Raw genomic sequence first — 25,187 nt, 5'->3', positions numbered from 1 at the left:
TTTATTCTTAAGGATTAGTTCTTATAAAAAAGATGTAAGATTACTAATATTTATACATTTTTAAGCCTGATTATTGAGAATACGGAAAAGGTCATTTCAAGGTAGATTAGCAAGAAATTAAAGAATTTTAAAGGATGATAAGGGGAAGATATTCATAGGAGGTTAACTATATGCGAATAATTATCATTCCATTAATTGGTATTTTAACGATCTGCATGCTGGTAGGTTGTGGCGCAAAAGATATTGAACCTCAACAAGTCGTTAAACAAAATGTTAAAGAAGTTGAACCGAGAGTTGAAGAACCTAAGATAAAAAAAGAACAATACGATGTCGTGTGGGGTAGCTATGATAATGAGTGGGTTTATAGTGATGAATGGACAGGTGAGGGGTTCGAGAATTTTGATGAAGCTATGAACGTGTTGGATCAATGTATGAAAGATACTGAGAGAGAAACCGAAAAGTGTGTTTACAATTATTTAAATAATAAATGAGGATCTACTCATTTTGATAAGTTAGAAATGATCTGAAAAATTGATAGAAAGATAAATGAACATAGAACTTTATTATACTCTATAGTGCCTAAGTTATTCTAAACTTATTTCTAAATAAAGAGGTACTTACATTTGTCAATCAAAGCTGTCATCGATGCAACTTTTTTTGTTAAATACACAGTATACTTGAAGAAGTAGTTCTGCCTTTACTTAAAGAGTAGGTATGCTTTCAAATGTAGCAGATACACTATATCTTATAATCAAATTTATTATTGCATACAGATAGAAGATAGGGGGAAAGCATGGCTGGATTCGCAGGTATATTATTATTTTTATCATTATTAGGTATTATTGTGTTTCCAATATTAGGACTTGTTTCACTCTTTAAAAAGAATGGAAAAGTAAAGAAAAACTTTAAATTAATGGGTGCTTCTTTTGCAGTTATAGTGCTTGGCAATATTTTATTAGGCACCACTTCGGACGATAAGGGAACCACTTTAAGAAGTGAAAAGCCTAATAAACAAGAAGTAGTGGAGAAAGAGACTCCCGAACAACTAGCAGCACGTGAAGCAAACGAAAAAGCTGAGGCAGAAGCTAAAGCCAAAGCTGAAGCAAACGCCAAGGCAGAAGCCGAAGCTAAAAAGGAAAAAGTGAAGCAAGCATATTTGATAGAAATAATGCCTGTAATTGATCAACACATTAAAGTGTATGATGATAACTGGAATATGATTTGGCAACCAACAATGACTGCTATTGGCAACGGCAGCACTGATTATTACACTGCTTATAATAACTTGCAAAAAATTAAAGATAATTATGAAGGCGGAAGATTCATCGCATTAGAACCAATAAAAGGAATGAATAAAGCGGATAAAAAATTATTAGACACTTTTGAAACAAAGATGGCAGATGCTTTTTCATTCAGAAGTATGGCAGTAGATATAGCACTAGAAGGATTTAATACTGGCAACTTAACTCCTGAAAAAGTTAAAAAAATGCAATCATATATACAAATGGCTGACAGTAGCATGATAGAAGCGGTTGCTGCCATGACAGCTATTGAAGTTGATTTAGGAATCACAAGATAGTCTCATTTAAAATGATAGAAAACTAATGCTCTATTAAAAGTGAAAGGGTGGTAAGTTTTAAAGAAATTGAAGGAATGGGTCTCCTATTTAATATTTGTAATTATCTTGATTAAGTGTTTTTTATGGTAGAAATGACCTGTGATTGCTTATATTCAAGGAGGTACAACATGGATCCATTGCTTCAAAAATAAGGCTAAAAGTAATCTATAATAAATTTATAGCTATGACTTTATTTAAAAAGGGATGCATTCTAATTTAAGAGAATTAATCTTATCTCCTTTTTCTTCTTATTAAATCCAGTTAGATTTTCGTAATCTAACGAGTCAAGATATTCCACTGCATTTTTAGCTTCAGCACTGTTTATAATCAAATGTTAACAAGAGATCTTGATGAACGGGTCTTCGTTAAGCATATTGAAAATGTGCAAGGCGATGAGAGAGACATTATTCTCTTTTCCATTACGTATGCAAAAAATGAAGAAGGTAAAGTTTATAACCGCTTCGGCATGTTAAATCAAAAAGGCGGAGAAAACCGTCTCAATGTTGCTGTCACTCGGGCAAAAGAAGGCATTACTGTTGTTTCCAGTATTGAACCAGAGGAGTTGAATGTTGCTAACACTTCTCAAATGGGACCGAAATTACTAAAAGCCTATTTAAAATATGTCAGGGCTGTATCAAATTCACAAGTTGACCAGATTAACGCTGTGGTACAAGAAATAAATGAAAATGTAAATACACATGTTCAGGAAAAAGAATTGCATTTTGATTCTCCGTTTGAAGAGCAAGTATATCACCAACTAAGAGCCCTGGGATATGAGGTCACTACACAAGTAGGGATGTCAGGATACCGAATCGACATGGCCATTGTTCATCCTCATGATACATCAAGATATATTTTGGGCATCGAATGTGATGGAGCCATGTATCATAGTTCAGCAAATGCCAAGGAAAGAGACGTCTATCGTCAAAGGTTCCTTGAGAGCAGGGGCTGGACAATCGAAAGAATCTGGAGCCGCAACTGGTGGAAGAATTCTTCTGCTGAGATTGAGAGAATTGATCAGTTGGTGAAGGAAATGTTAAGAAGAGAAAGTGTACTGGAGCATGTTGTAAAATAAATTGGTGAAATTTTTACGATAACCACGTAATAGTTGTTACGGTTAAGTTTATTACTTGGAATTGGAAATGCCGAAAATAGCCATCAAATCGATGGCTATTTTTATTCCACGTATAATGTCCATTCGTACAGTTTAAATGACTCAACAACCACACTCTAAGAAATGATTCCTTAAAAAGTGTCGGTAACTAAAAGGAAACTCTTAGGATTTTGTCGAATTAGTATTGTAATCTGATTTTATAGGAGAGAAAAGTATTGTCAAAAGAACTGTTAAACAAACATACAGCAGGGGTTTTAGGTGCTGTTATAAACCAGCCCCATTGGAAAAAGGATGAGCTTTCCAACAACCTTAAAAAAGTATTAGTCGATATGAGAGAAAACTCAGGATCACCGGAAAACTATCTAGATACGCTTTTAAGAAACGTAACCTTTCTATTCGAAAACACAAACCGCGCCCTTTCTTTATTAAAGTTCTGTGTGGAAGAAGAAAAGTTTATGACACAAGAAAGCTTTCAACAAGCCATGTTAGAGGTTCCTAAACTAGTAAAGGAAACTAATTTCTTTGCTGAAAATATGCCTCGTTTTAAGGAACTTGTCTACAAAGGATCAACGATGGAAGAGCAAGTAACACATGGTGAATTCGTTTACTGTAATAGCAAGCTAGTTAACGACATGGTCATTGATTTTATTGGAACTTTCCTACATCCGAATAACCGGGAATTTACGATTAACTTTATGGAATATGCTTCTGTTGTGATGGTGGAAACCGTCATGGAATTTTGTAAAACTTATTCCAGTCATATGCTAAAAGAATTAAACTCAATGGAATGAACCCAAAAAATGAATTTCTAGAATCTCTTTTGTGAGCAAGTATGTTATTGTCTCTCGGAAGGGATTTTATTTGTATAGAAGTATAGAATTCCATTCACAAATCTATAAAGCGATTACGATAGGTATCGTTTTAGGAACAATCACAGGTCTAGCATTTTACCTCTTAACCTTTGACAATGTCATTTCCGTTGCAGATGGCGCTCCGGCAGGATTCCTAACGGGCGGGATTAGCTCCATGATGGCCACGGTCACTCTGGTCATTTCCGTTTACGGTATCATGGGTGTGCTCAACGGTGCAGGTGTACTTGAAAAAGTCACAAATGGCATCCTTAACAGCAAAATGGGCAGAAGTGTCCGCGGTGCTGAGTTTGCTATGATGTTAGGTATCTCTTTTACCACTTTAATCTTCGGTGGTGTGACCAGTGCATCAATGACTACATTTGGAAAGGTACAGAATGAGATTGGCAAACGTGTTGGTCTCCATCCTTACCGCCGTGCCAATTTACTTGATGGTTTTGCGAATGCCATCGTGCTGGTCATCCCGTTCTTAAGTGTTTTTGTCTTTCTCGGTGCCTTATTATCGGAAGGCTATGATTTTATTACACCGCTAACACTAACTCAAGTCAGCAGCGGAATGATTTATTGCATGGTACTGTTCTTGGTTCTATTATTCTCGGTCATAACGGGGTGGGGACGCCAATTTGAAGGCTCAGAAGGGCAACCAGTTAACAATCCTCAAGAACAGACAAACCATAGTGCTGTCATGTAGAGGAGGGAGATTACCAGCACCTTAAAGTCATGTGTTGTCTAGAGTTAACAAAAAATTACATGTAAAGAGCTCATTTGTGTGAGCTCTTATTTGTTATTGACTAAAATTTAGTATTTAAATTTTTCAAAATCCTTAACCTTGTAAATCTGGACGATCTTGGTGTAACCTTGTTAGTAAACACTTAAGCAGCATGGAACCTTATCTTTACTATCCGTAAGTAACTCAAATTACCATGCATGGCTATATATTGAGATAAAAAAACAAGATTCTAAAATAAGGATGAAAGAGGATCAATTTTATGAAGGTAAGCATTTTAAGAAAAAGTGATTACGAGGAAATGAAAAAATTATTTTTAGATGTATTCTCAAATGAACCTTGGTTTGATAAGTGGAATAGAGAACAATTAGACCGCTATATGAAAGATTTAACAGAGAATATTAACTCGCTCTCATTCGCTTTATTTGATGAAAAAGAAGAGTTAATTGGCTGCTCATTAGGTTACATTTTTAACTGGTGGGAAGGCCGAGAATATTTTATTAAGGAATTTTTCATTTCGAGGAAAATGCAAAGTAAAGGTGCAGGTAGTACTTTTCTTACCCTAATGAATGATAGATTGAAAGCTGAAGATGTTCAGCATATTACGTTAGCTACTGAAAAGAACGTCCCGGCTTATCATTTTTATCAAAAAAATGGATTTTCAGTGTTGGAGAATTCAGCGTTTTTCGTGAAGAAGGTTTCAGAATGATCGTAATAACCTTATTGTTGATTTCCGTGTAGGTTTGAGAGTTCATAGGCGGAGAATTTCCGGCTATTGTAAAAATAGGAAGCTTAAGAAGCTGAAATAGGCGGAGATATTCCGGTTAACTGCTCTAAAATAGGCAAATTTCATAGATTCAGAGCGTATAACCGGAAATAGTCCGCTTATTTTTAAGTTTTTATAAGGTTTTCCAAGTTTAGCCGGAATTTCTCCGCTTATTTTTCTAACACATTGATGTCAACATTCCAATTTATTAAAATGCTGGACTTTCCCCTTTAGAATATCCGGGTCTACTTGAAGGGGAATTCATCAAAACTGGATCTATAAATGGACATATAGAGTTTACGAACTTGAAAGGAAAGTAATATTATCAAATGATACAGGATGTAGATGGAATATGGAGTTTTACCTTCATGTTAATACAATAACTGAATTTTTTTCACTATTGGTAATGGTAGTAGAATGTATGGTAGGGAACACTAAAATGAGGTGTTGCCTATGAAAACTACTGTCAGTTTACTAATAGGGTTTCTTTTGATGATGACTCCTATTATTGCAGATGCAGAAATTGAAGGCTATGAAATGGTTAGTCAGAACAAAAAAGAAAATATAACTCTTTACGGTAGAAAAATGAATGGTTTATATAGAGGATTTAAAATTGATTTCAAAGGGGGTATTTACACAAGACCTTTTTGGAATAGTGAAACAAGTCCTACCTACGCTCCACAAATTTTCTATGAAGACATCAACAAGGACCAAAAGAAAGAGCTAGTCATTACCTTGAACACAGGGCATGGTACAGGTGTCCTAATGGAAGATGTTCATGTTTTTCACACAATTGACAATCGACTAACAGAAGTGATTGTAGATAATCCTTTAGCTATCATTTATAAAAACGTAAAGACAAAGCTATCGAATGAAGAAGCAGAAATCCATATAGCGGATAGGGAGTATAAAGTTGATATTACTCTTTTTGATATCAAACCTGAAAACTTATTTGATGATATTGGCTTTGGGAGCATTATTGATTATGAAGTAATGAACAATACTCTTATGGTCAGAGTAAGCGGACAAATATCCCCTGCAATGGCTATTGGAGATATTATTCTTGTCTATGAATACAAAAATAAAATGTATCAAGCGAAAACAATTGATTTTATTACGGATATTACTAAAAATCCTTTTTATGGTCCAGTGAAACAATAAACGGTATGGGCTGAGAATTATTTCCTCGGTAGACAGGTTAGTAAAGGAAAACACTCACAAATGATTCTATTGTGAGTGTTTCTTTTAAAAATATTTATACTTTAACCTTAGAAACTCTATCGAAACCTATCTTAACTGCTTTTACATATTCGGCCATAGCTCGAACAGATAGAGCGGCGTTAGGACTTATCGCCTCGAAACCGTGATAGGCTCCAGGATATAAGTAAAACTCGACATCAACACCAGCTTCTGCAAGTTTGGTTACATATGTTAGTGTTTCACTACGGAAAGGATCTAATTGACCTACACAAGTGTACGTGTATTGTAAAAGGCTATAATCCTCCGCACTAGCAGGGGCTGCATAGGAAGGGATATCATCCGTTCCATATAAATCTCCTAAGTACATTTTACAGCCGGCTTCGTTTGTCTTTTGATTCCAAATCATTCCCTCTTTTATTTCATTGGCAGAAGGTGTATTATTTCGGTCATCTATCATTGGATAGAGTGGCATTTGAAAACAAATAGAAGGATATTTACGATCACGTGCCAACAACGTCAATGCGGCAGTTAATCCTCCGCCAGCACTTGCACCTGCAACACCAATTCGGTTTGGATCAATGTTTAATGACTCCGCATGATCAGCAACCCATTTTAAACCTGCATAACAATCTTCAATTGGCGCAGGATAAGGATTCTCGGGAGGGAGCTAATCGGTAATCTACAGAAACAACCACACAGCCGGCTTCTTTTACGAATTTCATACAAAGATCATCATTATCTTCAACTGATCCTACGATATAACCGCCACCATGTATCCAATACAAAACAGGTAATGTTTCATTATTTGATTTTGGACGATAAATTCTTAATCGCAATGGGTTAGCATCAGGGCCAACAATCACTTCATCAGTTAATAAAATGGATTCATCAACCATTGTAGCTGATGTGACTTCTTATGAAGGAAGATATGGGGGATATATGATCAATATTTCACCTGAAGAAATAACGGTAAAGGATGTTTATCAAGCCTTAGGTGATACTTCAACAACTCCATTTTATACAGTTCCTTCTACGGGAGTAGAATTATTTATCTCTCAGATCATTGATAAAGCTGGAAAGTGTTTTCAACATGAGTTGAATGAATATACAATACAAGATTTACTGGATTATAAAAATAGAGAATGAAATAAGTGCCATGCTGATATATTTGAGAAATTAAACATTGATTGCTAACAGTACATCGGTACTATTAAATAGAAATGTTATACCGCCAATATTGCGGAAGACTATAAGCCTAATTCCTCGGTAAAAATTAAGAGGATTAGGCTTTTTCACATAAAAAGAAAGGCAAATCTTCACTATGGAATTTTTTGAAGTTCTCTACGCATATAAAGATTAAATCCCTTGGCTGTTTTCGTATAGATTGTAGCTTTTTTATAAATTCCAAGATGTAAAGTATAATAGTGATAGGCAATATAGTAATAGAGATTGGAAAATCATATTTTGAAGGGAAGCTGCAAATAACATTTGAGGAGGAATTTATATGAATTCATTTATTGAAGTAACTGATAAGAAGTCAAAAGAAAAAATACTGATTAACACCTTGTTAATAGCGGATGTAAGAGGAAATTGCATAACAACAACCCTGGGTTTTACTATATGCAAATACAAAACTATAGAAACTTATGAAGAAATAATGGAAAAATTAACCACCAAATAATATTCTTTTTACTTTACTATACGGGACATCTGGGGCAGTCCCCTGATAAACTAACTCTTTAACGCACAGGGGACTAGTATGAGTTGGATATTGAAATTATTTGGACTTGGACATGAGGAGTCTACGCATAAGACAAGTGATTATGAAGCAAGAAAAGCCTAATTACTCGGTTACAACACCGAAAAATTAGGCTTTTTTTAAATTATAAAATTCTAATATCCGTAATCACATAAATCTTTAATTACTCACTTTACCATCAATTGTTCAAACCAGTTTAAAAACAACATCCGCTGATCGTCATTCCATTCTTTACAGATTAGATAATCTCCATCATTAATGGTATAAAGACTACTTGAATACCGATCATATTCTATGTTCTTAGGATCCACTAAGAATTTTTCTTTATCGATATTCTTTAGCAGCGGGTAATTTAGGTCAAAGGTTCCCTTCGAGTACCTCTTATCTAACAATCGTTGAATCATTTCATCTGTTAATTGTCTAGTTACTGCTAGGTTCCGAATAACCGAACGTACGAGCAATCCAATTTCTATCAGCCGATTATTGGCCTGAACTTTTCTAAAATACTCCTCATTTTTTGTTGCACCGATGGCAGGATTATTTGAAATCCCAATTCTCGCTTGTGATCCAACTTTTGCAGTGGGGCTGAGTATTTGGTTATTAAATTCTTCATTTAAATAAAGAATAAAGGTAAATTGATATCCAAAGACTTTGAAAATTTCATTTAGCACTTTTACCGCATTCGTCAGAGGTTCTATAAGTGTTTGATTTATTTTAGGCGCTGCAAAGATGATTGTCCCTTTTGAGAGGTTATAAAAACCATGGATTAACATTGCCGTCCGTATCATATCGATTGAAATTCTTTCTATTATAGAACTGTTGTTTTTAGAATGGAGTCCCACCTCATTAAAATCAGCGTTGATTGCATAAAGATTTGATTCTGTTCCAGACAGGATTTCCATACCCAACACATCAATTTCACTGCGTTGTAGTGATTTCAAAAAGGATTTCATATTACTAAAAATGGTATAGTTTAATCGTTCAATAAAGAACTCGTGTAAAGAAGTCATCACTTCCTCGATGTTATCCTCGTTATGTAATACCCACGAACTAGATGAAACCTTCCAGTGAGTTTGTGTGATTTGGCAGTTCTTGCTATCTCTAAGCCATGAAACCAGTAATGATTCTCCATTTTCCATGTGCATTCTCCCAACTTAAAGTTCTATATGTACTACTATTAATTTTACCCTAACTCCAGATGATTTTGCCATTTCATCCATAATTTCTAGCCAAATTAAAATTTACAAAGATGAAATCACACATTATAGTTGATAAGGCAGAGGTAACCGTTACAAAATTTGAAGAAAAAAGTGTAATTGGAGATCCAAATTTCCTTGGTTAGGAAGATCTCGACAAAAGAAAGAATTTAAATAAGTAAATAAATTAAGGTCTGAATTCTTGGATTCACGCCTTGATTTATGCTGATTAAAGGTTCAGGCACTGATTGGTTGCTGCTGTAGGGGAAACAGGGATCGCCAAAGCAAATCTTAATCATTCGTAAAGTATTGTTATCGAAATTCCTTGGGTGTGATGTTGTATAATCGTTGGAACGTTTTTGCAAAAGATTTAGGATCCTTGAATCCCACGAGAGAGCCAATTTCATATATTTTTAGATTAGGACATTTTAAACAAGGGAATTGGCATCATGACCTTAAATGATTCCTATCAAATTGAACTTCATCCACTTTATAATCAAGAATTCCGCTATATCATTCCTTTGATCGTCACTGGCGAAGAGGAATTTATTTTACTTGCCGTTTGGTCTCAAAATACAAAAAAACAATTTAATAGTTACATAGGACAAATCTATTTAGCTTTAAAATAATACGAATCTTTGCTGGTTAATCCCTGTGTCATTGTTGGTGATTGGAACAGTAATCAGATATTTGATTATATCAAAAGAGTAGGGACACACTCAGATGTAGTGGAACTACTAAAAAATAAAGGCATTGAAAGTGCTTGTCATCATTTTTTCAATGAAGAACAGGGGAAGGAAAACAGACCGACCCATTATTTTAGAAAAGCAAAGTCAAGTCCATTTCATATTGATTATTTGTTTGCTTCTGTATCAATACAAAATAGATTAAGCCATTTTGAGGTAGGTTCTTATGATAGTTGGATAAAGTATAGCGATCACGTTCCTATATCTGCGTTATTTGAAAAAAGCAGGCAAATTGACTTTTAAGACATATGATTATTTGTCCAAACATTTGTACAACTTATTTCCTGTAAGCGAAATAGATACCATATCAATTTGTAAGTGTGTTGAATAGACGTTTATCTTGGTATCAAATTATTTTTAAGAAAAATAGTTGACACCTCTTCTACTCGGTGTTACTATGTACCTGTAATAAGCAATACTAAATAGCGTGGTTTCCCAGAAGCTATTTAGTAAAAATGTTCCTTAGTACTAAGTTATACTGCATATAAGTCAGACATAAGAGAGGAGGTTCTGAACATGGAAAATTTAACTGAAATGCTGAAGGGTTCGCTGGAAGGCTGCGTGCTGGAAATCATCAGCCGCCATGAAACCTATGGCTACGAGATTACCAGGCGCCTGAATGAGCTTGGATTTACCGAAGTTGTAGAAGGGACGGTCTACACCATCCTAGTGCGATTAGAAAAGAAAAATCTGGTGAACATAGAAAAGAAACCGTCAGATATGGGGCCGCCCCGCAAGTTTTACACACTTAATGAGGCTGGCCGCCAGGAACTTGAATTATTTTGGAAAAAATGGGATTTTGTATCATCTAAAATCAATGTCTTGAAGTCAACTTAGCATCATAAGATATTCTATCCGATATTTTGGAGTGTTTTGTTCAGCTTTATAAAAAAAGGAGGAAAAATAACATGTTAGAAATGTTCAAAAAAATGATTGGTGATAAAAAAGAGTACAAAATGATGATGGCACGGGTTGAAGCACTGCCAGAGGACTACCAGTTTGTATTTAAGAAAATTCAAAACTATATGTGGAATTTCTCAGCGGGCAACGGGATGGATATGCTTCACATTCAGTATGAATTAATAGATTTGTTCGAAGCCGGTGCGGCGGAAGGCAGACAAGTGCTGGAAATCACCGGAGACGACGTAGCGTCTTTTGCAGACGAACTAGTGGCAAACGCTAAAACCTATTTCGCCAAGTATCGTGAAGACTTGAATCAGAGTATCAAGAAGCAATTGGGAAAAAATAAATTCAATAAATAATACCGACTGAATAGCTGATTACAAAAGTGGATTGCCACCTTCACTATTCAGTTATATTTTTAGCTCGGTAGTAAGTGATACAGATTATCAGTCAGACTTAATAGTAGAGTTTAACTAATCTAGCTCCGCAAGGCACTTTTAAGGAGGAAAAAAAGTATGAGCAATGCAGCGATTTCTGTAAAAGGGTTAAAAAAATCCTTTAAAGACAAGGAAGTCTTAATGGGGGTAGATTTTGAGGTGCGTCGTGGCGAAATTTTCGCGCTGCTTGGTTCAAATGGAGCGGGCAAGACGACGACGGTCAACATCCTCTCGACTCTGATGAAGGCCGATGGCGGCGAAGTAAGTATTTGCGGCTTTGACGTCAAGCGACAACCGGATCATGTTCGCCAGTGCATCAGCCTGACAGGGCAGTTCTCAGCTTTAGACGGCATGCTCACAGGTAGGGAAAACCTGCTGATGATCGCCAAGTTGCGGGGAGTTTCCAATCCCGCTCAAGTTGCCGACAATCTGCTTGCAAGATTCAGCCTGCGTGACGCGGCAAACCGGCGGGCTGACAAATATTCCGGCGGGATGAAGCGCCGGCTTGACATCGCCATGAGCCTGATCGGGACGCCAGCAGTCATTTTTCTCGACGAACCGACGACAGGGCTTGACCCCGAAGCGCGGATTGAAGTCTGGGATACTGTTAAGGAGCTTGCCGGCGGCGGCACAACCATCTTGCTGACGACACAGTACCTGGAGGAAGCCGAACAACTGGCGGATCGTATCGCCATCCTGCATGGCGGAAAAATCATCACGACCGGTACCCTTACCGAACTTAAAGAGATGTTCCCGCCAGCGAAAGTGGAATACATCGAGAAGCAACCGACATTGGAGGAAATTTTCCTCGCGATCATCGGCAAAAAGGAGGAGATGTAAATGAAAAGCAAAACAGGGGTATTACTAGGGCGTTTAATGCGCAACATCATGCGCAGCCCGGACACGATTATCACGGTGGCGATTACACCAATTATGATGATGCTGCTGTTTGTCTACGTATTTGGCGGTGCAATAGAGACAGGCACGGACAACTACGTCAATTATTTATTGCCGGGAATCTTGCTGATGGCTATCGCATCCGGCGTTGCTTACACTTCCGTGCGGCTGTTTACGGATGTAAAGAGCGGGCTGATGGCGCGTTTCATTACCATGCCCATCAAGCGCTCGTCGGTATTGTGGGCTCACGTGTTGACCTCGCTTGTTTCCAATGCGCTTACTATCGTGGTGGTTATCCTCGTTGCACTCTTGATGGGCTTTCGGTCCAGCGCTGATATCCTGGATTGGCTCGCCGTAGCTGGGATCCTCGCTATGTTTACGCTGGCGCTGACATGGCTGGCTGTCATTCCCGGATTGACAGCGGGGTCTATGGAAGGGGCGACAGCCTACTCGTACCCGCTGATTTTCCTGCCGTTTATCAGTTCAGCCTTTGTTCCCACAGAAACCATGCCTAAAATTGTCCGTGCGTTCGCTGAGAACCAGCCCGTGACTTCTATTGTGAATGCGATTCGTGCCCTCTTGGATGAAGGATCTGTTGGCAACGATATCTGGATCGCGCTTGCCTGGTGCGTCGGCATCATGGTCATCGCATACTTCTTCGCCAGTAAAGCATTCAAACGCCAGTTAGGTTAATTTCACCATTAGGGGAGGGATTAGCAATACCAATATTCAGCCGCTGCGATGAATGAAATAATTCCTCCTTAGCGGGTATTTAGAGGAATTTTTGCCCTAATACTGCTTCTTGATTACGGGAACAAGAAATCAGAGCTGCCATATTGGCGGCTTTTCTTATTGTGTAAACAGGGCAGGTTTGTGCAAGAAGGATTATATTCTCAACCAATTAGAAACACATTAGATAAATTATTTTAAGATACTCTTTAAAGACAATGTAACTCTGGAGAGGCACCATTATTGGTGCTTTTTTTTTCTAAGATGTTAAGTTTGTAACACTAAAAATCTATTATTTTTGTAAAATTAGTTATTCGTTTAGAACTTGTCCAATTATTGTAGCATAACATGATTGAGTAAGAGCTCTTTCAATAAGGTTGAAAGGGGGAAGAAAAATGTCTATTAATCTCGTGACAGTAGTTCTTGTGTTGCTTCTCTTAGTAGCCCTGCTTGTTGCTGTTTTACTTGGCACTCCAGAGCAACAACAAATCATTATTGCTGCTATTAATGCATTGCTTGCTTAATATAATGTAGCAATATAGTCCCCCTCAGTATCATGCCCCTTTACTATCACTGCCAATAATGGGTAGCTGGTATTATTGGGGTTTCTATTTTTTGATAGATTATTTTTTTATTGTACAAATATGATTTTAACCCATTTTTAGGTCGTATGGTTTTTAGCTAACACACATGTAACTTTTTTTCATAGTATGTAACAGCATAGGACGAGAATCTGTTCTCCCTGTTATCCCAAGATAAAAAAGGTGGAGTCTACTACATGACTAATGAAAACGAATCCAAGCCAGATGTTAATAACCCTCTGAAAGATAATAAATCTATAGATTTAAGTGGGATCATGAATATTGCAGGTTCATTACTTAAAAATCCAGAAGTGCTGAATACCGTATCAGATGTAATGAAACTTACTAATAACGGTCATGAAACCACGAAAAAACCAGAAGAACTTCAGGGAAACACAATACCAGCGTTGCAGAAACAGATAACAGAAATGAATGAACAAATAATAGACTTACAAAATCAAATAATAAAATATAATGAGGAACTAAAAGAATTGATTTTAAAAATGCAAAGCTCCCTTGAAAAGCGAAAGTTTTGGTTCTAAGTTGAAGGTATTTTCATAATGGATAAATATAAAGTAATAGTGGAATTATTCAATATGAGCAGTTTCTTATACGAGTGCAAGAATGAGGTAAAAGCAGCCTATGCCTGGGCCATCTTAGTTGAGTAGAGACTAGTTTATGCAAATATTTAGTAGGTTTATTAATAAATACAACCCAAATCTACCGTAAGATAAGTGGAATATCCATAAGTTCCTACAGCCTAGAACAAGAGCTAGATGGTTCCACATTTTTTTTCTTGAATTGCCTGTTTCCTCCCAAAAATTATAATGAGTACCTAGCATATTTAAAGTCCTTCTGTATATTGCAGTAAGGACTTTTATAATATCCTATGAATTATGTGTTTATATATTATGAATTATTGCACGTAAACTAACTGGGTGCTTTCGTTAAAGCAGCTATCGAAAATGGGATAGAAGAAATGGCTCAGTTTAGTGAACTGAGCCATTTTATTTAAAAACAGGTACAAAAAACGGTACAACTACGGTTACATTTTTGATTGGATTTTCAAGTTTTGCGATAGGATAATGAACCCATTATTTTTTAGGTGACTTTATTTGTTATTTTGAATGTTAAAATAACCAATTATTTTAACTTTCCCTCACAAAAAAGAACCCGTTACCCATAAACTGCACTTTTCTTTATTCCTATTGGGTGAAGTTTTGGTTAATAATCTTAGACCAGTCTGATAATAAGTCAAATTGGTCTTTCGCTATTTTGGGGCTGACTTTAGATCAATCAGGACACCACCATACCTTCACACAATCTTTACATTCTACTACTTGTAATTTATTCATAAGTAAATTATTATATAAGCGATTACTTATACAGCGTTGAATTTTGAGGGTGGCCTACTGATACATATGAATAAAACGTACACCCTTGCAAAAAATAACTTAATTGATTTTGATTTATCTTTTTGTAAGTATATAATTATTTACTTATATAACAGGGAGGGTAAAAATGTCACAATACAACAAAAAAACAGTTGAGTTAGAGAGTGCTGCAAATGTTTTAAAATTATTAGGGGATAAAACTAGATTAACCATAATCAAGATGCTTGATAATCATGATTGTTGTGTCTGTGAGTTTGTGGAAATTTTCAACACGAGTCAGCCAGCCATCAGCCAGCATCTCCGTAAATTAAAAGATGCAGGGCTAGTGAAGGAGACGAGAAAAGGGCAATGGATCATCTATTCCTTGAATAAAAGCAGTGATTATTTTCCATTGGTTGAAGAAATATTATCGCATCTTCCAAACCAAGATTTTCGATTAAAGGAATTGGAAGAGCAAGGTTTACGCATTTCATGTGAATAATTGGGGGTTCCAACATTGGTTTCAATCATACTAGCATCATTGATTTTTTTAGTAACACTTATTCTCGTTATATGGCAGCCTAAGAATTTATCGATTGGCTGGTCAGCATGCGGAGGAGCGATTCTAGCCTTACTTGTCGGTGTGGTTGACTTCAACGATGTTCTTGAAGTCACCAAGATTGTTTGGAATGCTACCTTTTCATTCATTGCCATTATTATTATTTCATTAATCTTAGATGAAATTGGATTCTTCGAATGGTCCGCACTCCACATGGCAAGAGCTGCTAAAGGCAATGGAATAAAAATGTTTGTGTATGTCAGCGTGCTTGGTGCTCTCGTGGCAGCATTCTTTGCAAATGATGGGGCTGCACTAATTCTTACACCTATCGTTTTAGCCATGGTCCGGAATCTAAAGCTTGAGGAAAAAATGATCTTTCCGTTCATTATTGCGAGTGGGTTTATCGCGGATACCACTTCATTGCCACTCGTGGTAAGTAATCTTGTTAATATCGTATCTGCTGACTTTTTTGGAATTGGGTTTGTAGAGTTCGTCTCTAGAATGTTTGTACCAAATTTATTTTCTTTAGTGGCAAGTATCTTAGTCTTATACCTCTACTTCAGAAGGAATATCCCAAAGAAATATGACCTAGCTCATTTAAAGAAGCCTGTCGAAGCGATTCGTGATCAAAAAATGTTTCGTTTGTCTTGGTTGGTCCTTGCCATTTTATTAGCAGGCTATTTTATTAGTGAATTACTATCGATTCCTGTATCGATCATTGCTGGAATTGTTGCACTATTCTTCTTACTGATGGGAAGAAGAAGTCATGCCGTCGAAACCAAAAAGGTCATTAAAGGAGCACCATGGGCGATTGTATTTTTCTCAATTGGAATGTATGTGGTCGTTTATGGCTTGAGAAATGTGGGATTAACGAATGTATTAGCTGACCTTATCCAAGTAACAGCTGATCAAGGATTATTTGCAGCAACAATTGGTATGGGATTTATCGCAGCGATTCTGTCTTCGATTATGAATAATATGCCAACGGTGATGATCGATGCTTTGGCCATTGCGGATACCAATACAACAGGTGTCATTCGAGAAGCACTGATTTACGCCAATGTGATTGGCTCAGATTTAGGTCCAAAAATAACCCCAATCGGTTCGCTTGCGACGTTACTATGGTTACATGTTTTATCACAAAAAGGAGTTAAGATTTCATGGGGGACGTATTTTAAAACAGGAATTGTTCTAACCATCCCAACTTTATTCATTACTTTGGTTGGTCTCTATATATGGTTGTTAATTATTTAACATAAAGGAGAATACATCATGTCAAAGAAAACCATTTATTTTTTATGTACAGGTAATTCTTGCCGCAGCCAAATGGCAGAAGGATGGGCGAAGAAACATTTAGGTGAAGAGTGGGAAGTAAAAAGTGCTGGTCTTGAGGCACATGGACTAAATCCTAACGCGGTAAAAGCAATGAAGGAAGCTGGTATTGATATTTCCACTCAAACATCAGATGTTATTGATCCTCATATTCTTAATCATGCTGACTTAGTTGTTACTTTGTGTGGACATGCAGCAGATCACTGTCCTGTAACGCCTCCGCATGTAAAACGGGTTCACTGGGGATTTGACGATCCTGCGAAAGCAGAAGGAACAGAAGATGAAAAATGGGCGTTCTTTCAACGGGTTCGTGATGAAATTGGTGACCGTATTAAACGTTTTTCTGAAACTGGTGAGTAAGAAAGAATTAAATACCCAACAGGAAGTGTTCGTCCTCTTACGACGTGAATGTACGAAGTTTACTAGGTTTGATCATCTCCTATGCTGTAAATGTAAACCAACTTTTGGGCATGGAGAAGAGGTATGACTTCTTTTATGATGGCAGGTCGATAAGTAAATAGATGTTTCTACTAAGAGCTTGGAGCCAATCCGGGTTCTTTTTTTAAACTAAAGAGTTAATTCGATCACCGTTACCGCTGAATTCGACGAACCTGACTGAATGGACCTTTGATTCAGACATGGTAGATCGAGGAACGACCAACCCTGTCTGAATGGACCTATGATTCAGACAAGGTAACCATCGAAACCAGCCTAACCTGTCTGAATGGACCCATGATTCAGACAAGGTAACCATCGAAACCAGCCTAGCCTGTCAGAAAGGACCCATGATTCAGACAAGGTAACCATCGAAACCAGCCTAACCTGTCTGAATGGACCCATGATTCAGACAAGGTAACCATCGAAACCAGCCCAGCCTGTCTGAATGGACCCATGATTCAGACAAGGTAACCATCGAAACCAGCCCAGCCTGTCTGAATGGACCCATGATTCAGACAAGGTAACCATCGAAACCAGCCCAGCCTGTCTGAATGGACCCATGATTCAGACAAGGTAACCATCGAAACCAGTCCAACCTGTCTGAATGGACCCATGATTCAGACACAGTTACCATAGAATTCAGTCCATCCTGTCTGAATGCCCCCTTGATTCAGACAACGTGGAACCTCGGAATCGCCATCCCTGTCTGAATGCCACCATTGAGTCATCACTGCAACCATAACCCAATACCTTGATATTTTTGGAAAGTGATTTGGAGTTCGTAGATTTTTTTCTGTCGTCTAAAAGGGTAAATTTCCCATGACAGCGAATATAGAAAAGGTAACTTATTTCAGCCCAGACGACTAAAAATTTACTTTTCCAATTAAGCAATTATCAATATGGGTGACCTGGCATGATATCGGCGGGAATGGCACCGTCTGTAATGAATCCAGCAAAGAACAAGAGTTGTATAAGGAGTGGGGAACTATGGATAACAAAATATTGCTACAAAAGCTCGCGGAACTTCCAGAGATAAGGATCAATAAACATGATAAAAACGAACTGTATAATGCAGAGTGTATCACACGAAAACCCCATCACCACAGAAAAAATGTGGTTGGAAATATCCGTCCTACTGGAAGTTCGTTTATTTTATACAATAATGGAGATTGGGTTTCAAAGAATAAATTAGGAATTAAGACCATTGAGGAAGCGATGGAATGGGTAAAAAAAGATATTGAGAATCTTTCAAGATGAAACAAGTGCCAGTGACGTAATACTACTCACTGGCACATTAATTTGCAGAATATCCCAAGTCATGGATAGTATGGTAGGATAGTAGTTATATTAATCTAGTTAATATTCCCTATTTTAAGTACAACAAGAAATCAATCTGGAGGAAGAATTATGGCAACAGGAAAATTTGAATTATGGCTTGATGAAAGCGGAAACTTCAGTAAAGAGAATGAAAAATCAGGAGCACCATCCATCGTAGGGGGAATCCTGGTACCAGTAAAAAAAGATAATGATCAATGGACGGCAGACCTAGTCAAGAAAACGCGAGAATCCTACAACATTATTGAGAAGTACATACATGGAACTGAATTAAGAGGTACCAAATATGGGGAAATGGCCGTCTCCCTTTTAGAAGAGAGTATTGAGCATGGTGCGAGATTAGTCGTTTTTGAAAACAAAGAACGTATAGATATTGTGAATAGTGATATGACCTATCTTAATATTTTATCAGAGGGTATCATCCAATTGTTTCAAACTCTTGCATCAGAATACGAGGCTATCGAACTATCAATCCTCGCAGCCAATCGAGTGAAAGTAGCTGGAATGGACGAACGAAAAGAAACGATTTTGCTTAAACACAAGGAATACAAAGAGCGGCTTGAAGAGAAAATCGCCCTCGGTCTAGCTAGAAGAACATTAGTAAACCAATCAAATTGGAAGTGGACATTCCAGTTAGACTCTGCTAAAAACAACCCGCGTTTAATGATTGCTGATGTTGTTTGCCATTCATGGTTTGTCCAAGATGGTAATAAGTTTACAGAGGAAACAAGAAATTTGCTCCGGAAGCTATACCAGCCAGCGTTTTTATTTTCCGTTTTTGAACAAGCGACAGAAGGAGCGATTCGACGTTCGTTAGCTGCAGGGTTAATGGGTGATGCCTTATTTCATTGGTTAGATGCAAAGGCATCGAATGCTTTTTCAAAACAGAATCAAACAGAATTTGATTACCCCTTTTATTTACAATTGATACAGAAGAAACTTAGGGATATTCCTGAATTTTCTCAAGTTACCCAATTGTCTACAGTGGAAAATCAGTTGTTAACGTTAATCTCAATTGATCGCGATTTTGATAGAGCGCAACAAATGCTTGAACTGCTTCAGGATGAGGTTTTGCCAACATTCAAAGAAAATGGAATTAATGCCAAACGGTTCTTATTTAAGGTGTATATGAATTTATTAGAAATCGCCAATCATAGAGGAAATGTCATTCTTGGCACACAACAAATTACTAAAATTCGCTCTATCTTAGAACAGTTAGCTGGGAGATGGGAAACGATTGATGATGTACTAGACTTCATGGTCTTAGAAGGTGTACATGATATGAATAACTATGACTTCCATAGTGCGATTAGCGTCACAAATCAGATGCAAAAATTCATCGATACCTCACTAGAATTTCTTTCGATCAGTTTACTGGAAGATTTATCGATTATCTCAGATGATATGAAATCTACGATCAAAGGAAAAGTGCTGGGCACAAGACTTCAAGCAAGGATGTTCCTAATTCGTTCTGATCGAGAGCAATTGGAATTGGCGCGTCACGATTCTGACCAAGCGTTAGAGGAATTCACCGCGCAAAGCGATGTAAATCGTCAATATCAATATCGATCACAAATTGAGAGTGAAGCTGGTGAGCCTGTAAGTGCACTCGAGTGGCTAGGTAAAGCATTCCAAGTTGACTATACGACGACAGATAGTATTAAAGAAATCATTACAAATATTCGTGATGCCAATTATATCAATTCTATTTTTGGTTCCATGCATTTTTGGAATGCCCTAGTATCAGCATTTCGTAGTGATTCTCTAGAATTGGCAGAGCAAATGTGTCAAGAGTGGGTGAAGAGCGGAATCGAGCAGAGTTTACTAAATGAAGTATTGACAGAACATCCATATGAAATCATTTCATGGAAACAAGCCTATTATCTTGCAAAAACCAACCGCGTGAAGGCAGCAATTGAAAAATATGACCAAGCCATTCATATATGCAACTATGCCAATGATCGATATACGTTGCGTTCGATTGGGTTAGGAATTTTATGTGAAAAAGCTTCAGTGTTATTCGTTTCAGGTAAAAAATATGGACAAGACTTAAAGAAAACACTTCAATTCCTAAGAAAAAATTATCAAGAGTTTATGAGTGAACCACTGCCTGAGGAAATTAGAAATTATTTTAAACAGTGGGAGGATACATTCAGTAATTTAGATTCTCTTTCTGAAGAAGAACAGAGCATAGCACTTTCTAAACTTTCTAGAAGTATTCCTTATTAGATGGACCATAAAAATCAAATCATGGCAATACTTGTAAAGGATTATTGATTTAGGAGGGGAAGAGAATGGATAAAAAAGTAAACCAAGAGATTGTTTCTTTTTCTGCAAATAAAAAGTGGCTTGCTATTCCAGTTGAAATACGCAGAGATCTTGAACGAAATGTTTGGTGTGTTTCTTGTAGTGATGTTGTTCAAATTGAGAATTATGTTGTCAAAGAATCACCTCCTGGAATTGCCTTAGAAGGAAAATGCAAAAAATGCGGCCATAAAGTAGCAAGATTTATTGAATAAGTGCTTTAAGTACACTGGCATCATCTTATTATTGTTACCTGTCTGATAGATGTTTTTGGTTATGGATGTTACCATTGGAAAATCCCCTAAAACCATAAGTGGATAAGGGATTTTTTGTTTTATTATTAATCTGGAGATTTGGTAAACCATGCAGGCAGGTATGAAAACTGATTCATACGAATATCATCTAATCAAATTGTAAAACAAGTTCTAAATAGAATAAAGATCTGTCTCAATTTTAGATTAAATAGATATAATGGAGGGAGCTTAACATGGAAACCATTCAAAATATGTTTAAGCAAGTACATTGGGCGAATCTACGAATCCTTGAAACACTACAAAACGGTGGAGTTGAGAATAAGCAGGCAAACTATCTCTTTTCACATATTCTTCATGCAGAAAATGTTTGGTTTACAAGATTGGTAGGAGCCGATAGTTCACATTTACCGATTTGGGAAGAGGTTAGTCTAGAATCGTGTGCAGAGATGGTTAATCAAAATAATCATAACTTTACTGAATTCCTTTCAACTTTATCAAATACGGAGCTGGACCAAATCCTTACATATAAAAATAGTTCCGGGTCACAGTTTCAGAGTTCGATAAGGGACATCCTAACCCATGTTGCCCTCCATGGTCAGTACCATCGGGGACAGATTAATCAACTTTTAAGAGCAGCAGAGCTTGAGCCTATTAATGTTGACTATATTATGTTTAGTAGATCGGGAAGTTAATTAGAGCTGCTTCCCGAAGGTTGTTTTGAAAAGCCAGGCTAAATTTACTAATTTGATAGATAAACTAAAGAACACTTGTTCTGTTTTTAATTACCGTGATATACTTATAGAGCAATAGAATAGGTTTACTCAATGCTGGTCGGCACACACCTCCAAACAGAAAGGGGGTGATGCGAAAATGCCAGTTTTTGAAACGTTTATGATTACGTTAGCATTTGGTAGCCTAATCGTAGCAATACTGTCATTTAACCAAAAAAAATAATCCACCCTTGAGTTAACGGCTCAGGTGGATTATCCCTCTTAGTAAGCCGACCCCACTGAGGGACCGTCTATTGCTGGACCGGACATGTTATCACCATGTTCGGTCTTTTTTAATTTATTTCATACTTAATTTAATTATAACCGAAAGGAATGAAAATAAAAGTACATATTTTTATCATCTTTTTAAAGGAGAAAAAACGAATGACTTATTTTTCAACTCTAGGTTTATAAACAAAACCAGATTGATTATGTTTTATTATTTCTACCAATTGTACAGCCATGTAACTTGAACTATATTTAAATCCTCCATTTATAATTCATCAAGATCCTTCTTATTTAAACATGAACCGACGTTACCTCTGATAAAGGTACATTTTTACTTTGGGCTGAGGTCCATTTGTAAAAGACATACCTTAAACAATTGGTTAACCCTTGAAGAACAATTACGCTAGAAAAAGCAATCCACGCACCTGTCTGTCCTAAATCAAACACCTGTGTTAATAGAATGGTACAAGGAATAAAGAAAACCCAGTTTAGCACCAGTGCTGCCCGAGAAAGGAAGGTGGTATCACCGACACCCCTTAGTCCTCCGGCAAAAATGATGTTAGCCCCACTAAACAGTTGAATAAAGGAAGCTAAATGAATCAGAGAAACAGTTGCCACTACTACCGCTGATTCAGGCGTATATATTTTCGCGACAGGCTCGGCAAACAAGAATAGAAATACGGAAAATAATGCCATGAATCCCAAACCAAGATAAACGGTCACCAACCCGAATTTCTTCGCTTCTAGCGGTCTGCCTTTTCCAATCGCTTGCCCAATTCCAACAGTAGCAGCCGCCCCGAATCCATTTGCAGGCATAAAACCGAAGGACAGGATATTCAAAGCAATTTCATTGGCGGCAATGGCCACTGTGCCAAGACGGGTAATGCAGGCTGTAAACACCAGCATGCCTATGCTATTAGACAATTCAGTAATCCCCAGCTTCGAACCTTCAAACAATATTAACCGAACTTGAGCTAGCTCTATTCGGACCCAAGAACGGGTAAAATATTTATCGTTGTAAGAGCGGAAATAAACAAGGAGATTTAAAATCAAAGTAATCCCCTCAGCGGCCACCATACTCCAGCCCGCTCCCTGTAAACCTAAGTTAGGAAAGCCAAACTTCCCATAGGCGAGAACATAGGTGAATACTACCACCATAACACTATTAATGATGGAAATATTCATAGGTGTACGTGTATCTCCGGTGGCTCTCATGTAAGCGTAGAAGATAATATTAAAAACAGTGAACATCATAGCGTACATTCGTATTTGAACATAAGAAGTCCCTAATTTGAGAATGGTTGCATTTGAACCCATTACTTCCAAAATAAAATCCGGAAACACAAAGCTTGCACCAAATAAGAGAATAGCCTGAAAGACTGCTAGAATGACGGCAATCTGCATTCGTTGATTGCCTAGTTTCATATTCTTAGAGCCGTAATTTTGAGCGACCAAGTAGTTAATGGCTCCTTGGTTTCCAGAAAAAATTGCCCATAGATTGTACATCAATATGTTGGTGATTCCGACGACAGCAATGGCCGCAGCCCCTAATTTCCCAACAATCATCAAGACCAGTAAACCTGTAACAGTCATCGATGAAAAAGTTGCAATTGATGGTATGGCCAAACGAAGTATATCCTTAATCAGTTTCATAATTGTGCCACCTGTCCCTTTACTAATAAAATACGTCACTCTACTATTTTTTATGTAAGTTTATATCTTGTTGAATTCTGCCTCCTCACACCTCTATGAAAACGGTTTATCATCTGATAAATTCTAGTTTATTTCTAAATAGTAGTAAATCGGCAAATTGCACAAAAATGCAAGAAGGTTTTCATGCAATGTTTCTTTTGGTAGCATTTTCTACTCCAACAATTTATATGCTATAATGAAATTAGGAAGAGGTTTTAATCTCAATAAATAGTCGTTAACCAAATGCCCCGGTTCATTCCCTTGAAAACAGTTCATAAACCTATTACCCAAAACAATTTTCTTACATTAAATCTTGTAATTTATGTTTATAATTAGGAAATACAAACAAAGGCGTTTAAATTGATGTATCAATTTATGTAAAAGTAGATGGAGGTACGTATGGAATACATCCCAGTACAACAGCGAGATCATGTCAGTACTTACAGAAGTCTTCGTTCCTTATTTGAAAAAAATATTACGGTTAACAGTATCTCAGAGGTTTTAGCTACGTGCAATGTGAGAGATGACGCACAACAGATAAGAGACAAAATGTTTCTAAAAGACTTTGACGTCATCGGAGTTGAAGAGAATGGGTTGGTTATAGGTTATGTATTAAGAGAAGATTTGGGTGCGGGAACATGTAAGGATTATACTCGCAGCTATAGCCCATCCGATCTCGTGTCAGATTCCACACCGCTTCTTCAAACGCTATTTATCTTTAAAGACACTGATAGACTTTTCATTATTGAAGGTAACCGGATTACCAAAGTGGTGACACTAGCGGATCTCCAAAAACCACCGATTCGAATGTTGTTATTCGGGGTGATTTCTTTAGTTGAAATGCACCTCTATCAAATCATTCGTGAGTATTTTGCAGAGGATACCTGGAAAAAGCATTTGAGTGATAAACGAATTCAACAGACAGAGGAATTATTTTTACAAAGAAAAGCTCGAAATGAGGCAATTGAATTAAGTGATTGCCTGCAGCTTTGTGATAAAAGGGACATCGTATTAAATGAGCAATCTTTACGAGAGCTTTTAGGGATTGAATCAAAAAGTAAAGGGAAAGATTTCTTCAAGAAATTAGAAATCCTTCGCAACAATCTAGCACATTCGCAAGATCTAAATACGCAAAATTCTTGGAATGAGATGATCACATTAATTGAACAGACTGAGACGTTATTAGAGGCATGCGAAAAAATTTAGAGAAAAATCACACAATCGAATGATTAAATGGTTTCGTTTTCGGGTGTTTTCTTTATAAATGACATAAGAAATGACGTGTGAAATTGGTTCACGTCATTTTCCTTTTTTATTAGGGTTTTTAAGCATAGGTAATATGTTTTGACATAGCAAATTA

29 protein-coding genes and 1 pseudogene are annotated in these 25,187 nt (G+C 37.0%); 26 read left to right on the top strand and 4 right to left on the bottom strand.

Translation table 11 applies throughout. The features are described from left to right. The first annotated feature begins 170 nt into the window (after positions 1-170). From QUG14_RS03770 to QUG14_RS03740, 7 genes are all read left to right on the top strand, one after another. Positions 171-491, top strand: a complete 321-nt coding sequence (locus QUG14_RS03770) for a hypothetical protein (RefSeq protein WP_289339209.1) — start codon at positions 171-173, stop codon at positions 489-491. A gap of 302 nt (positions 492-793) precedes the next feature. After that, positions 794-1,579 (top strand): hypothetical protein, encoded by a 786-nt coding sequence (locus QUG14_RS03765; RefSeq protein WP_289339208.1) that lies wholly within the window; start codon positions 794-796, stop codon positions 1,577-1,579. A 370-nt stretch (positions 1,580-1,949) separates the two neighbouring features. Further along, a complete protein-coding gene (locus tag QUG14_RS03760) occupies positions 1,950-2,693 on the top strand; it encodes an AAA domain-containing protein (RefSeq protein ID WP_289339207.1) in 744 nt (247 codons plus the stop codon). Positions 2,694-2,947: 254 nt separating this feature from the next. Beyond that, positions 2,948-3,523, top strand: coding sequence for a hypothetical protein (locus tag QUG14_RS03755; RefSeq protein WP_289339206.1), 576 nt, complete (start codon positions 2,948-2,950; stop codon positions 3,521-3,523). Between the two features lie 70 nt (positions 3,524-3,593). Then, positions 3,594-4,292 (top strand): Na+/H+ antiporter NhaC family protein, encoded by a 699-nt coding sequence (locus QUG14_RS03750; RefSeq protein ID WP_289339205.1) that lies wholly within the window; start codon positions 3,594-3,596, stop codon positions 4,290-4,292. Between the two features lie 298 nt (positions 4,293-4,590). Next, positions 4,591-5,037, top strand: a complete 447-nt coding sequence (locus QUG14_RS03745) for a GNAT family N-acetyltransferase (RefSeq protein WP_289339204.1) — start codon at positions 4,591-4,593, stop codon at positions 5,035-5,037. Positions 5,038-5,547: 510 nt separating this feature from the next. After that, on the top strand, positions 5,548-6,255 hold the full coding sequence (locus tag QUG14_RS03740) for a hypothetical protein (RefSeq protein WP_289339203.1): 708 nt from the start codon (positions 5,548-5,550) through the stop codon (positions 6,253-6,255). 94 nt (positions 6,256-6,349) lie between these two features. On the opposite strand, the pseudogene QUG14_RS03735 reads toward QUG14_RS03740, so the two are convergent. Further along, positions 6,350-7,193, bottom strand: a pseudogene (locus tag QUG14_RS03735) (alpha/beta hydrolase); the annotation flags it as partial. Here QUG14_RS03735 and QUG14_RS03730 point away from each other — a divergent pair. Further along, positions 7,174-7,440 (top strand): Rrf2 family transcriptional regulator, encoded by a 267-nt coding sequence (locus tag QUG14_RS03730; protein WP_289339202.1) that lies wholly within the window; start codon positions 7,174-7,176, stop codon positions 7,438-7,440. The pseudogene QUG14_RS03735 and the gene QUG14_RS03730 overlap by 20 nt on opposite strands. A 358-nt stretch (positions 7,441-7,798) precedes the next feature. Then, positions 7,799-7,975 carry a hypothetical protein gene (locus QUG14_RS03725; RefSeq protein WP_289339201.1) on the top strand — a complete coding sequence of 59 codons (177 nt, stop codon included), beginning with the start codon at positions 7,799-7,801 and terminating at the stop codon, positions 7,973-7,975. A gap of 245 nt (positions 7,976-8,220) precedes the next feature. Here QUG14_RS03725 and QUG14_RS03720 read toward each other — a convergent pair whose 3' ends face one another. Together QUG14_RS03720 and QUG14_RS29720 are read right to left on the bottom strand one after the other, a co-directional pair. Beyond that, a complete protein-coding gene (locus tag QUG14_RS03720) occupies positions 8,221-9,192 on the bottom strand; it encodes a hypothetical protein (protein WP_289339200.1) in 972 nt (323 codons plus the stop codon). 369 nt (positions 9,193-9,561) lie between these two features. Next, complete coding sequence (locus QUG14_RS29720) at positions 9,562-9,639, bottom strand: helix-turn-helix transcriptional regulator (protein WP_353961101.1); 78 nt, start codon at positions 9,637-9,639, stop codon at positions 9,562-9,564. A gap of 59 nt (positions 9,640-9,698) precedes the next feature. On the opposite strand from QUG14_RS29720, the gene QUG14_RS03715 reads away from it, so the two are divergent. The 16 genes from QUG14_RS03715 to QUG14_RS29715 all read left to right on the top strand — a co-directional run bounded on the left by QUG14_RS03715 (position 9,699) and on the right by QUG14_RS29715 (position 22,091). Further along, positions 9,699-9,878, top strand: coding sequence for a hypothetical protein (locus QUG14_RS03715; RefSeq protein ID WP_289339199.1), 180 nt, complete (start codon positions 9,699-9,701; stop codon positions 9,876-9,878). Between the two features lie 99 nt (positions 9,879-9,977). Then, positions 9,978-10,238 carry an endonuclease/exonuclease/phosphatase family protein gene (locus QUG14_RS03710; RefSeq protein WP_289339198.1) on the top strand — a complete coding sequence of 87 codons (261 nt, stop codon included), beginning with the start codon at positions 9,978-9,980 and terminating at the stop codon, positions 10,236-10,238. Positions 10,239-10,511: 273 nt separating this feature from the next. After that, positions 10,512-10,832, top strand: a complete 321-nt coding sequence (locus tag QUG14_RS03705; RefSeq protein WP_289339197.1) for a PadR family transcriptional regulator — start codon at positions 10,512-10,514, stop codon at positions 10,830-10,832. Between the two features lie 71 nt (positions 10,833-10,903). Further along, a complete protein-coding gene (locus tag QUG14_RS03700; protein ID WP_289339196.1) occupies positions 10,904-11,257 on the top strand; it encodes a DUF1048 domain-containing protein in 354 nt (117 codons plus the stop codon). Positions 11,258-11,413: 156 nt separating this feature from the next. After that, positions 11,414-12,175: an ABC transporter ATP-binding protein gene (locus tag QUG14_RS03695; RefSeq protein WP_289339195.1), complete on the top strand. Its 762-nt coding sequence runs from the start codon at positions 11,414-11,416 to the stop codon at positions 12,173-12,175. Then, positions 12,176-12,925, top strand: a complete 750-nt coding sequence (locus QUG14_RS03690; protein ID WP_289339194.1) for an ABC transporter permease — start codon at positions 12,176-12,178, stop codon at positions 12,923-12,925. Between the two features lie 431 nt (positions 12,926-13,356). Beyond that, positions 13,357-13,485, top strand: a complete 129-nt coding sequence (locus tag QUG14_RS03685; protein ID WP_289339193.1) for a hypothetical protein — start codon at positions 13,357-13,359, stop codon at positions 13,483-13,485. A gap of 254 nt (positions 13,486-13,739) precedes the next feature. Then, on the top strand, positions 13,740-14,084 hold the full coding sequence (locus tag QUG14_RS03680) for a hypothetical protein (protein WP_289339192.1): 345 nt from the start codon (positions 13,740-13,742) through the stop codon (positions 14,082-14,084). Positions 14,085-15,063: 979 nt separating this feature from the next. Continuing rightward, entirely contained in the window at positions 15,064-15,417 is a 354-nt protein-coding gene (locus QUG14_RS03675) for an ArsR/SmtB family transcription factor (protein WP_289339191.1), read from the top strand. A gap of 15 nt (positions 15,418-15,432) precedes the next feature. Continuing rightward, positions 15,433-16,728, top strand: a complete 1,296-nt coding sequence (locus QUG14_RS03670; protein ID WP_289339190.1) for an arsenic transporter — start codon at positions 15,433-15,435, stop codon at positions 16,726-16,728. A gap of 18 nt (positions 16,729-16,746) precedes the next feature. After that, on the top strand, positions 16,747-17,166 hold the full coding sequence (arsC, locus tag QUG14_RS03665; RefSeq protein WP_289339189.1) for an arsenate reductase (thioredoxin): 420 nt from the start codon (positions 16,747-16,749) through the stop codon (positions 17,164-17,166). Between the two features lie 1,065 nt (positions 17,167-18,231). Beyond that, positions 18,232-18,501 carry a hypothetical protein gene (locus QUG14_RS03660; protein ID WP_289339188.1) on the top strand — a complete coding sequence of 90 codons (270 nt, stop codon included), beginning with the start codon at positions 18,232-18,234 and terminating at the stop codon, positions 18,499-18,501. A gap of 150 nt (positions 18,502-18,651) precedes the next feature. Beyond that, entirely contained in the window at positions 18,652-20,808 is a 2,157-nt protein-coding gene (locus QUG14_RS03655) for a hypothetical protein (protein ID WP_289339187.1), read from the top strand. 65 nt (positions 20,809-20,873) lie between these two features. After that, entirely contained in the window at positions 20,874-21,098 is a 225-nt protein-coding gene (locus tag QUG14_RS03650; protein WP_289339186.1) for a hypothetical protein, read from the top strand. Between the two features lie 272 nt (positions 21,099-21,370). After that, entirely contained in the window at positions 21,371-21,829 is a 459-nt protein-coding gene (locus QUG14_RS03645) for a DinB family protein (protein WP_289339185.1), read from the top strand. A 178-nt stretch (positions 21,830-22,007) separates the two neighbouring features. Continuing rightward, a complete protein-coding gene (locus tag QUG14_RS29715; protein WP_353961100.1) occupies positions 22,008-22,091 on the top strand; it encodes a putative holin-like toxin in 84 nt (27 codons plus the stop codon). A 335-nt stretch (positions 22,092-22,426) separates the two neighbouring features. On the opposite strand, the gene QUG14_RS03640 is transcribed toward QUG14_RS29715, so the two are convergent. After that, the gene (locus tag QUG14_RS03640) at positions 22,427-23,788 is read right to left on the bottom strand and encodes an MATE family efflux transporter (protein ID WP_289339184.1); all 1,362 of its coding nucleotides are present in this window, start codon (positions 23,786-23,788) and stop codon (positions 22,427-22,429) included. Positions 23,789-24,226: 438 nt separating this feature from the next. Here QUG14_RS03640 and QUG14_RS03635 point away from each other — a divergent pair, with 438 nt between their 5' ends. Beyond that, positions 24,227-25,033 (top strand): CBS domain-containing protein, encoded by an 807-nt coding sequence (locus QUG14_RS03635; protein ID WP_289339183.1) that lies wholly within the window; start codon positions 24,227-24,229, stop codon positions 25,031-25,033. Positions 25,034-25,187: the final 154 nt, after the last annotated feature.

The organism is Neobacillus sp. CF12, assembly GCF_030348765.1.
Lineage (GTDB): Bacteria > Bacillota > Bacilli > Bacillales > Cytobacillaceae > Neobacillus.
This window is presented reverse-complemented; position numbering and strand designations above follow the sequence as displayed.

Bases quoted from the DNA above. Each gene is read 5' to 3' on its own strand.
- QUG14_RS03770 (WP_289339209.1), top strand. From the start codon at position 171: ATGCGAATAATTATCATTCCATTAATTGGTATTTTAACGATCTGCATG.
- QUG14_RS03765 (WP_289339208.1), top strand. From the start codon at position 794: ATGGCTGGATTCGCAGGTATATTATTATTTTTATCATTATTAGGTATT.
- QUG14_RS03760 (WP_289339207.1), top strand. From the start codon at position 1,950: ATGTTAACAAGAGATCTTGATGAACGGGTCTTCGTTAAGCATATTGAA.
- QUG14_RS03745 (WP_289339204.1), top strand. From the start codon at position 4,591: ATGAAGGTAAGCATTTTAAGAAAAAGTGATTACGAGGAAATGAAAAAA.
- QUG14_RS03740 (WP_289339203.1), top strand. From the start codon at position 5,548: ATGAAAACTACTGTCAGTTTACTAATAGGGTTTCTTTTGATGATGACT.
- QUG14_RS03730 (WP_289339202.1), top strand. From the start codon at position 7,174: ATGGATTCATCAACCATTGTAGCTGATGTGACTTCTTATGAAGGAAGA.
- QUG14_RS03725 (WP_289339201.1), top strand. From the start codon at position 7,799: ATGAATTCATTTATTGAAGTAACTGATAAGAAGTCAAAAGAAAAAATA.
- QUG14_RS03720 (WP_289339200.1), bottom strand. From the start codon at position 9,192: ATGGAAAATGGAGAATCATTACTGGTTTCATGGCTTAGAGATAGCAAG.
- QUG14_RS03715 (WP_289339199.1), top strand. From the start codon at position 9,699: ATGACCTTAAATGATTCCTATCAAATTGAACTTCATCCACTTTATAAT.
- QUG14_RS03705 (WP_289339197.1), top strand. From the start codon at position 10,512: ATGGAAAATTTAACTGAAATGCTGAAGGGTTCGCTGGAAGGCTGCGTG.
- QUG14_RS03700 (WP_289339196.1), top strand. From the start codon at position 10,904: ATGTTAGAAATGTTCAAAAAAATGATTGGTGATAAAAAAGAGTACAAA.
- QUG14_RS03695 (WP_289339195.1), top strand. From the start codon at position 11,414: ATGAGCAATGCAGCGATTTCTGTAAAAGGGTTAAAAAAATCCTTTAAA.
- QUG14_RS03690 (WP_289339194.1), top strand. From the start codon at position 12,176: ATGAAAAGCAAAACAGGGGTATTACTAGGGCGTTTAATGCGCAACATC.
- QUG14_RS03685 (WP_289339193.1), top strand. From the start codon at position 13,357: ATGTCTATTAATCTCGTGACAGTAGTTCTTGTGTTGCTTCTCTTAGTA.
- QUG14_RS03680 (WP_289339192.1), top strand. From the start codon at position 13,740: ATGACTAATGAAAACGAATCCAAGCCAGATGTTAATAACCCTCTGAAA.
- QUG14_RS03675 (WP_289339191.1), top strand. From the start codon at position 15,064: ATGTCACAATACAACAAAAAAACAGTTGAGTTAGAGAGTGCTGCAAAT.
- arsC (WP_289339189.1), top strand. From the start codon at position 16,747: ATGTCAAAGAAAACCATTTATTTTTTATGTACAGGTAATTCTTGCCGC.
- QUG14_RS03660 (WP_289339188.1), top strand. From the start codon at position 18,232: ATGGATAACAAAATATTGCTACAAAAGCTCGCGGAACTTCCAGAGATA.
- QUG14_RS03655 (WP_289339187.1), top strand. From the start codon at position 18,652: ATGGCAACAGGAAAATTTGAATTATGGCTTGATGAAAGCGGAAACTTC.
- QUG14_RS03650 (WP_289339186.1), top strand. From the start codon at position 20,874: ATGGATAAAAAAGTAAACCAAGAGATTGTTTCTTTTTCTGCAAATAAA.
- QUG14_RS03645 (WP_289339185.1), top strand. From the start codon at position 21,371: ATGGAAACCATTCAAAATATGTTTAAGCAAGTACATTGGGCGAATCTA.
- QUG14_RS29715 (WP_353961100.1), top strand. From the start codon at position 22,008: ATGCCAGTTTTTGAAACGTTTATGATTACGTTAGCATTTGGTAGCCTA.
- QUG14_RS03640 (WP_289339184.1), bottom strand. From the start codon at position 23,788: ATGAAACTGATTAAGGATATACTTCGTTTGGCCATACCATCAATTGCA.
- QUG14_RS03635 (WP_289339183.1), top strand. From the start codon at position 24,227: ATGGAATACATCCCAGTACAACAGCGAGATCATGTCAGTACTTACAGA.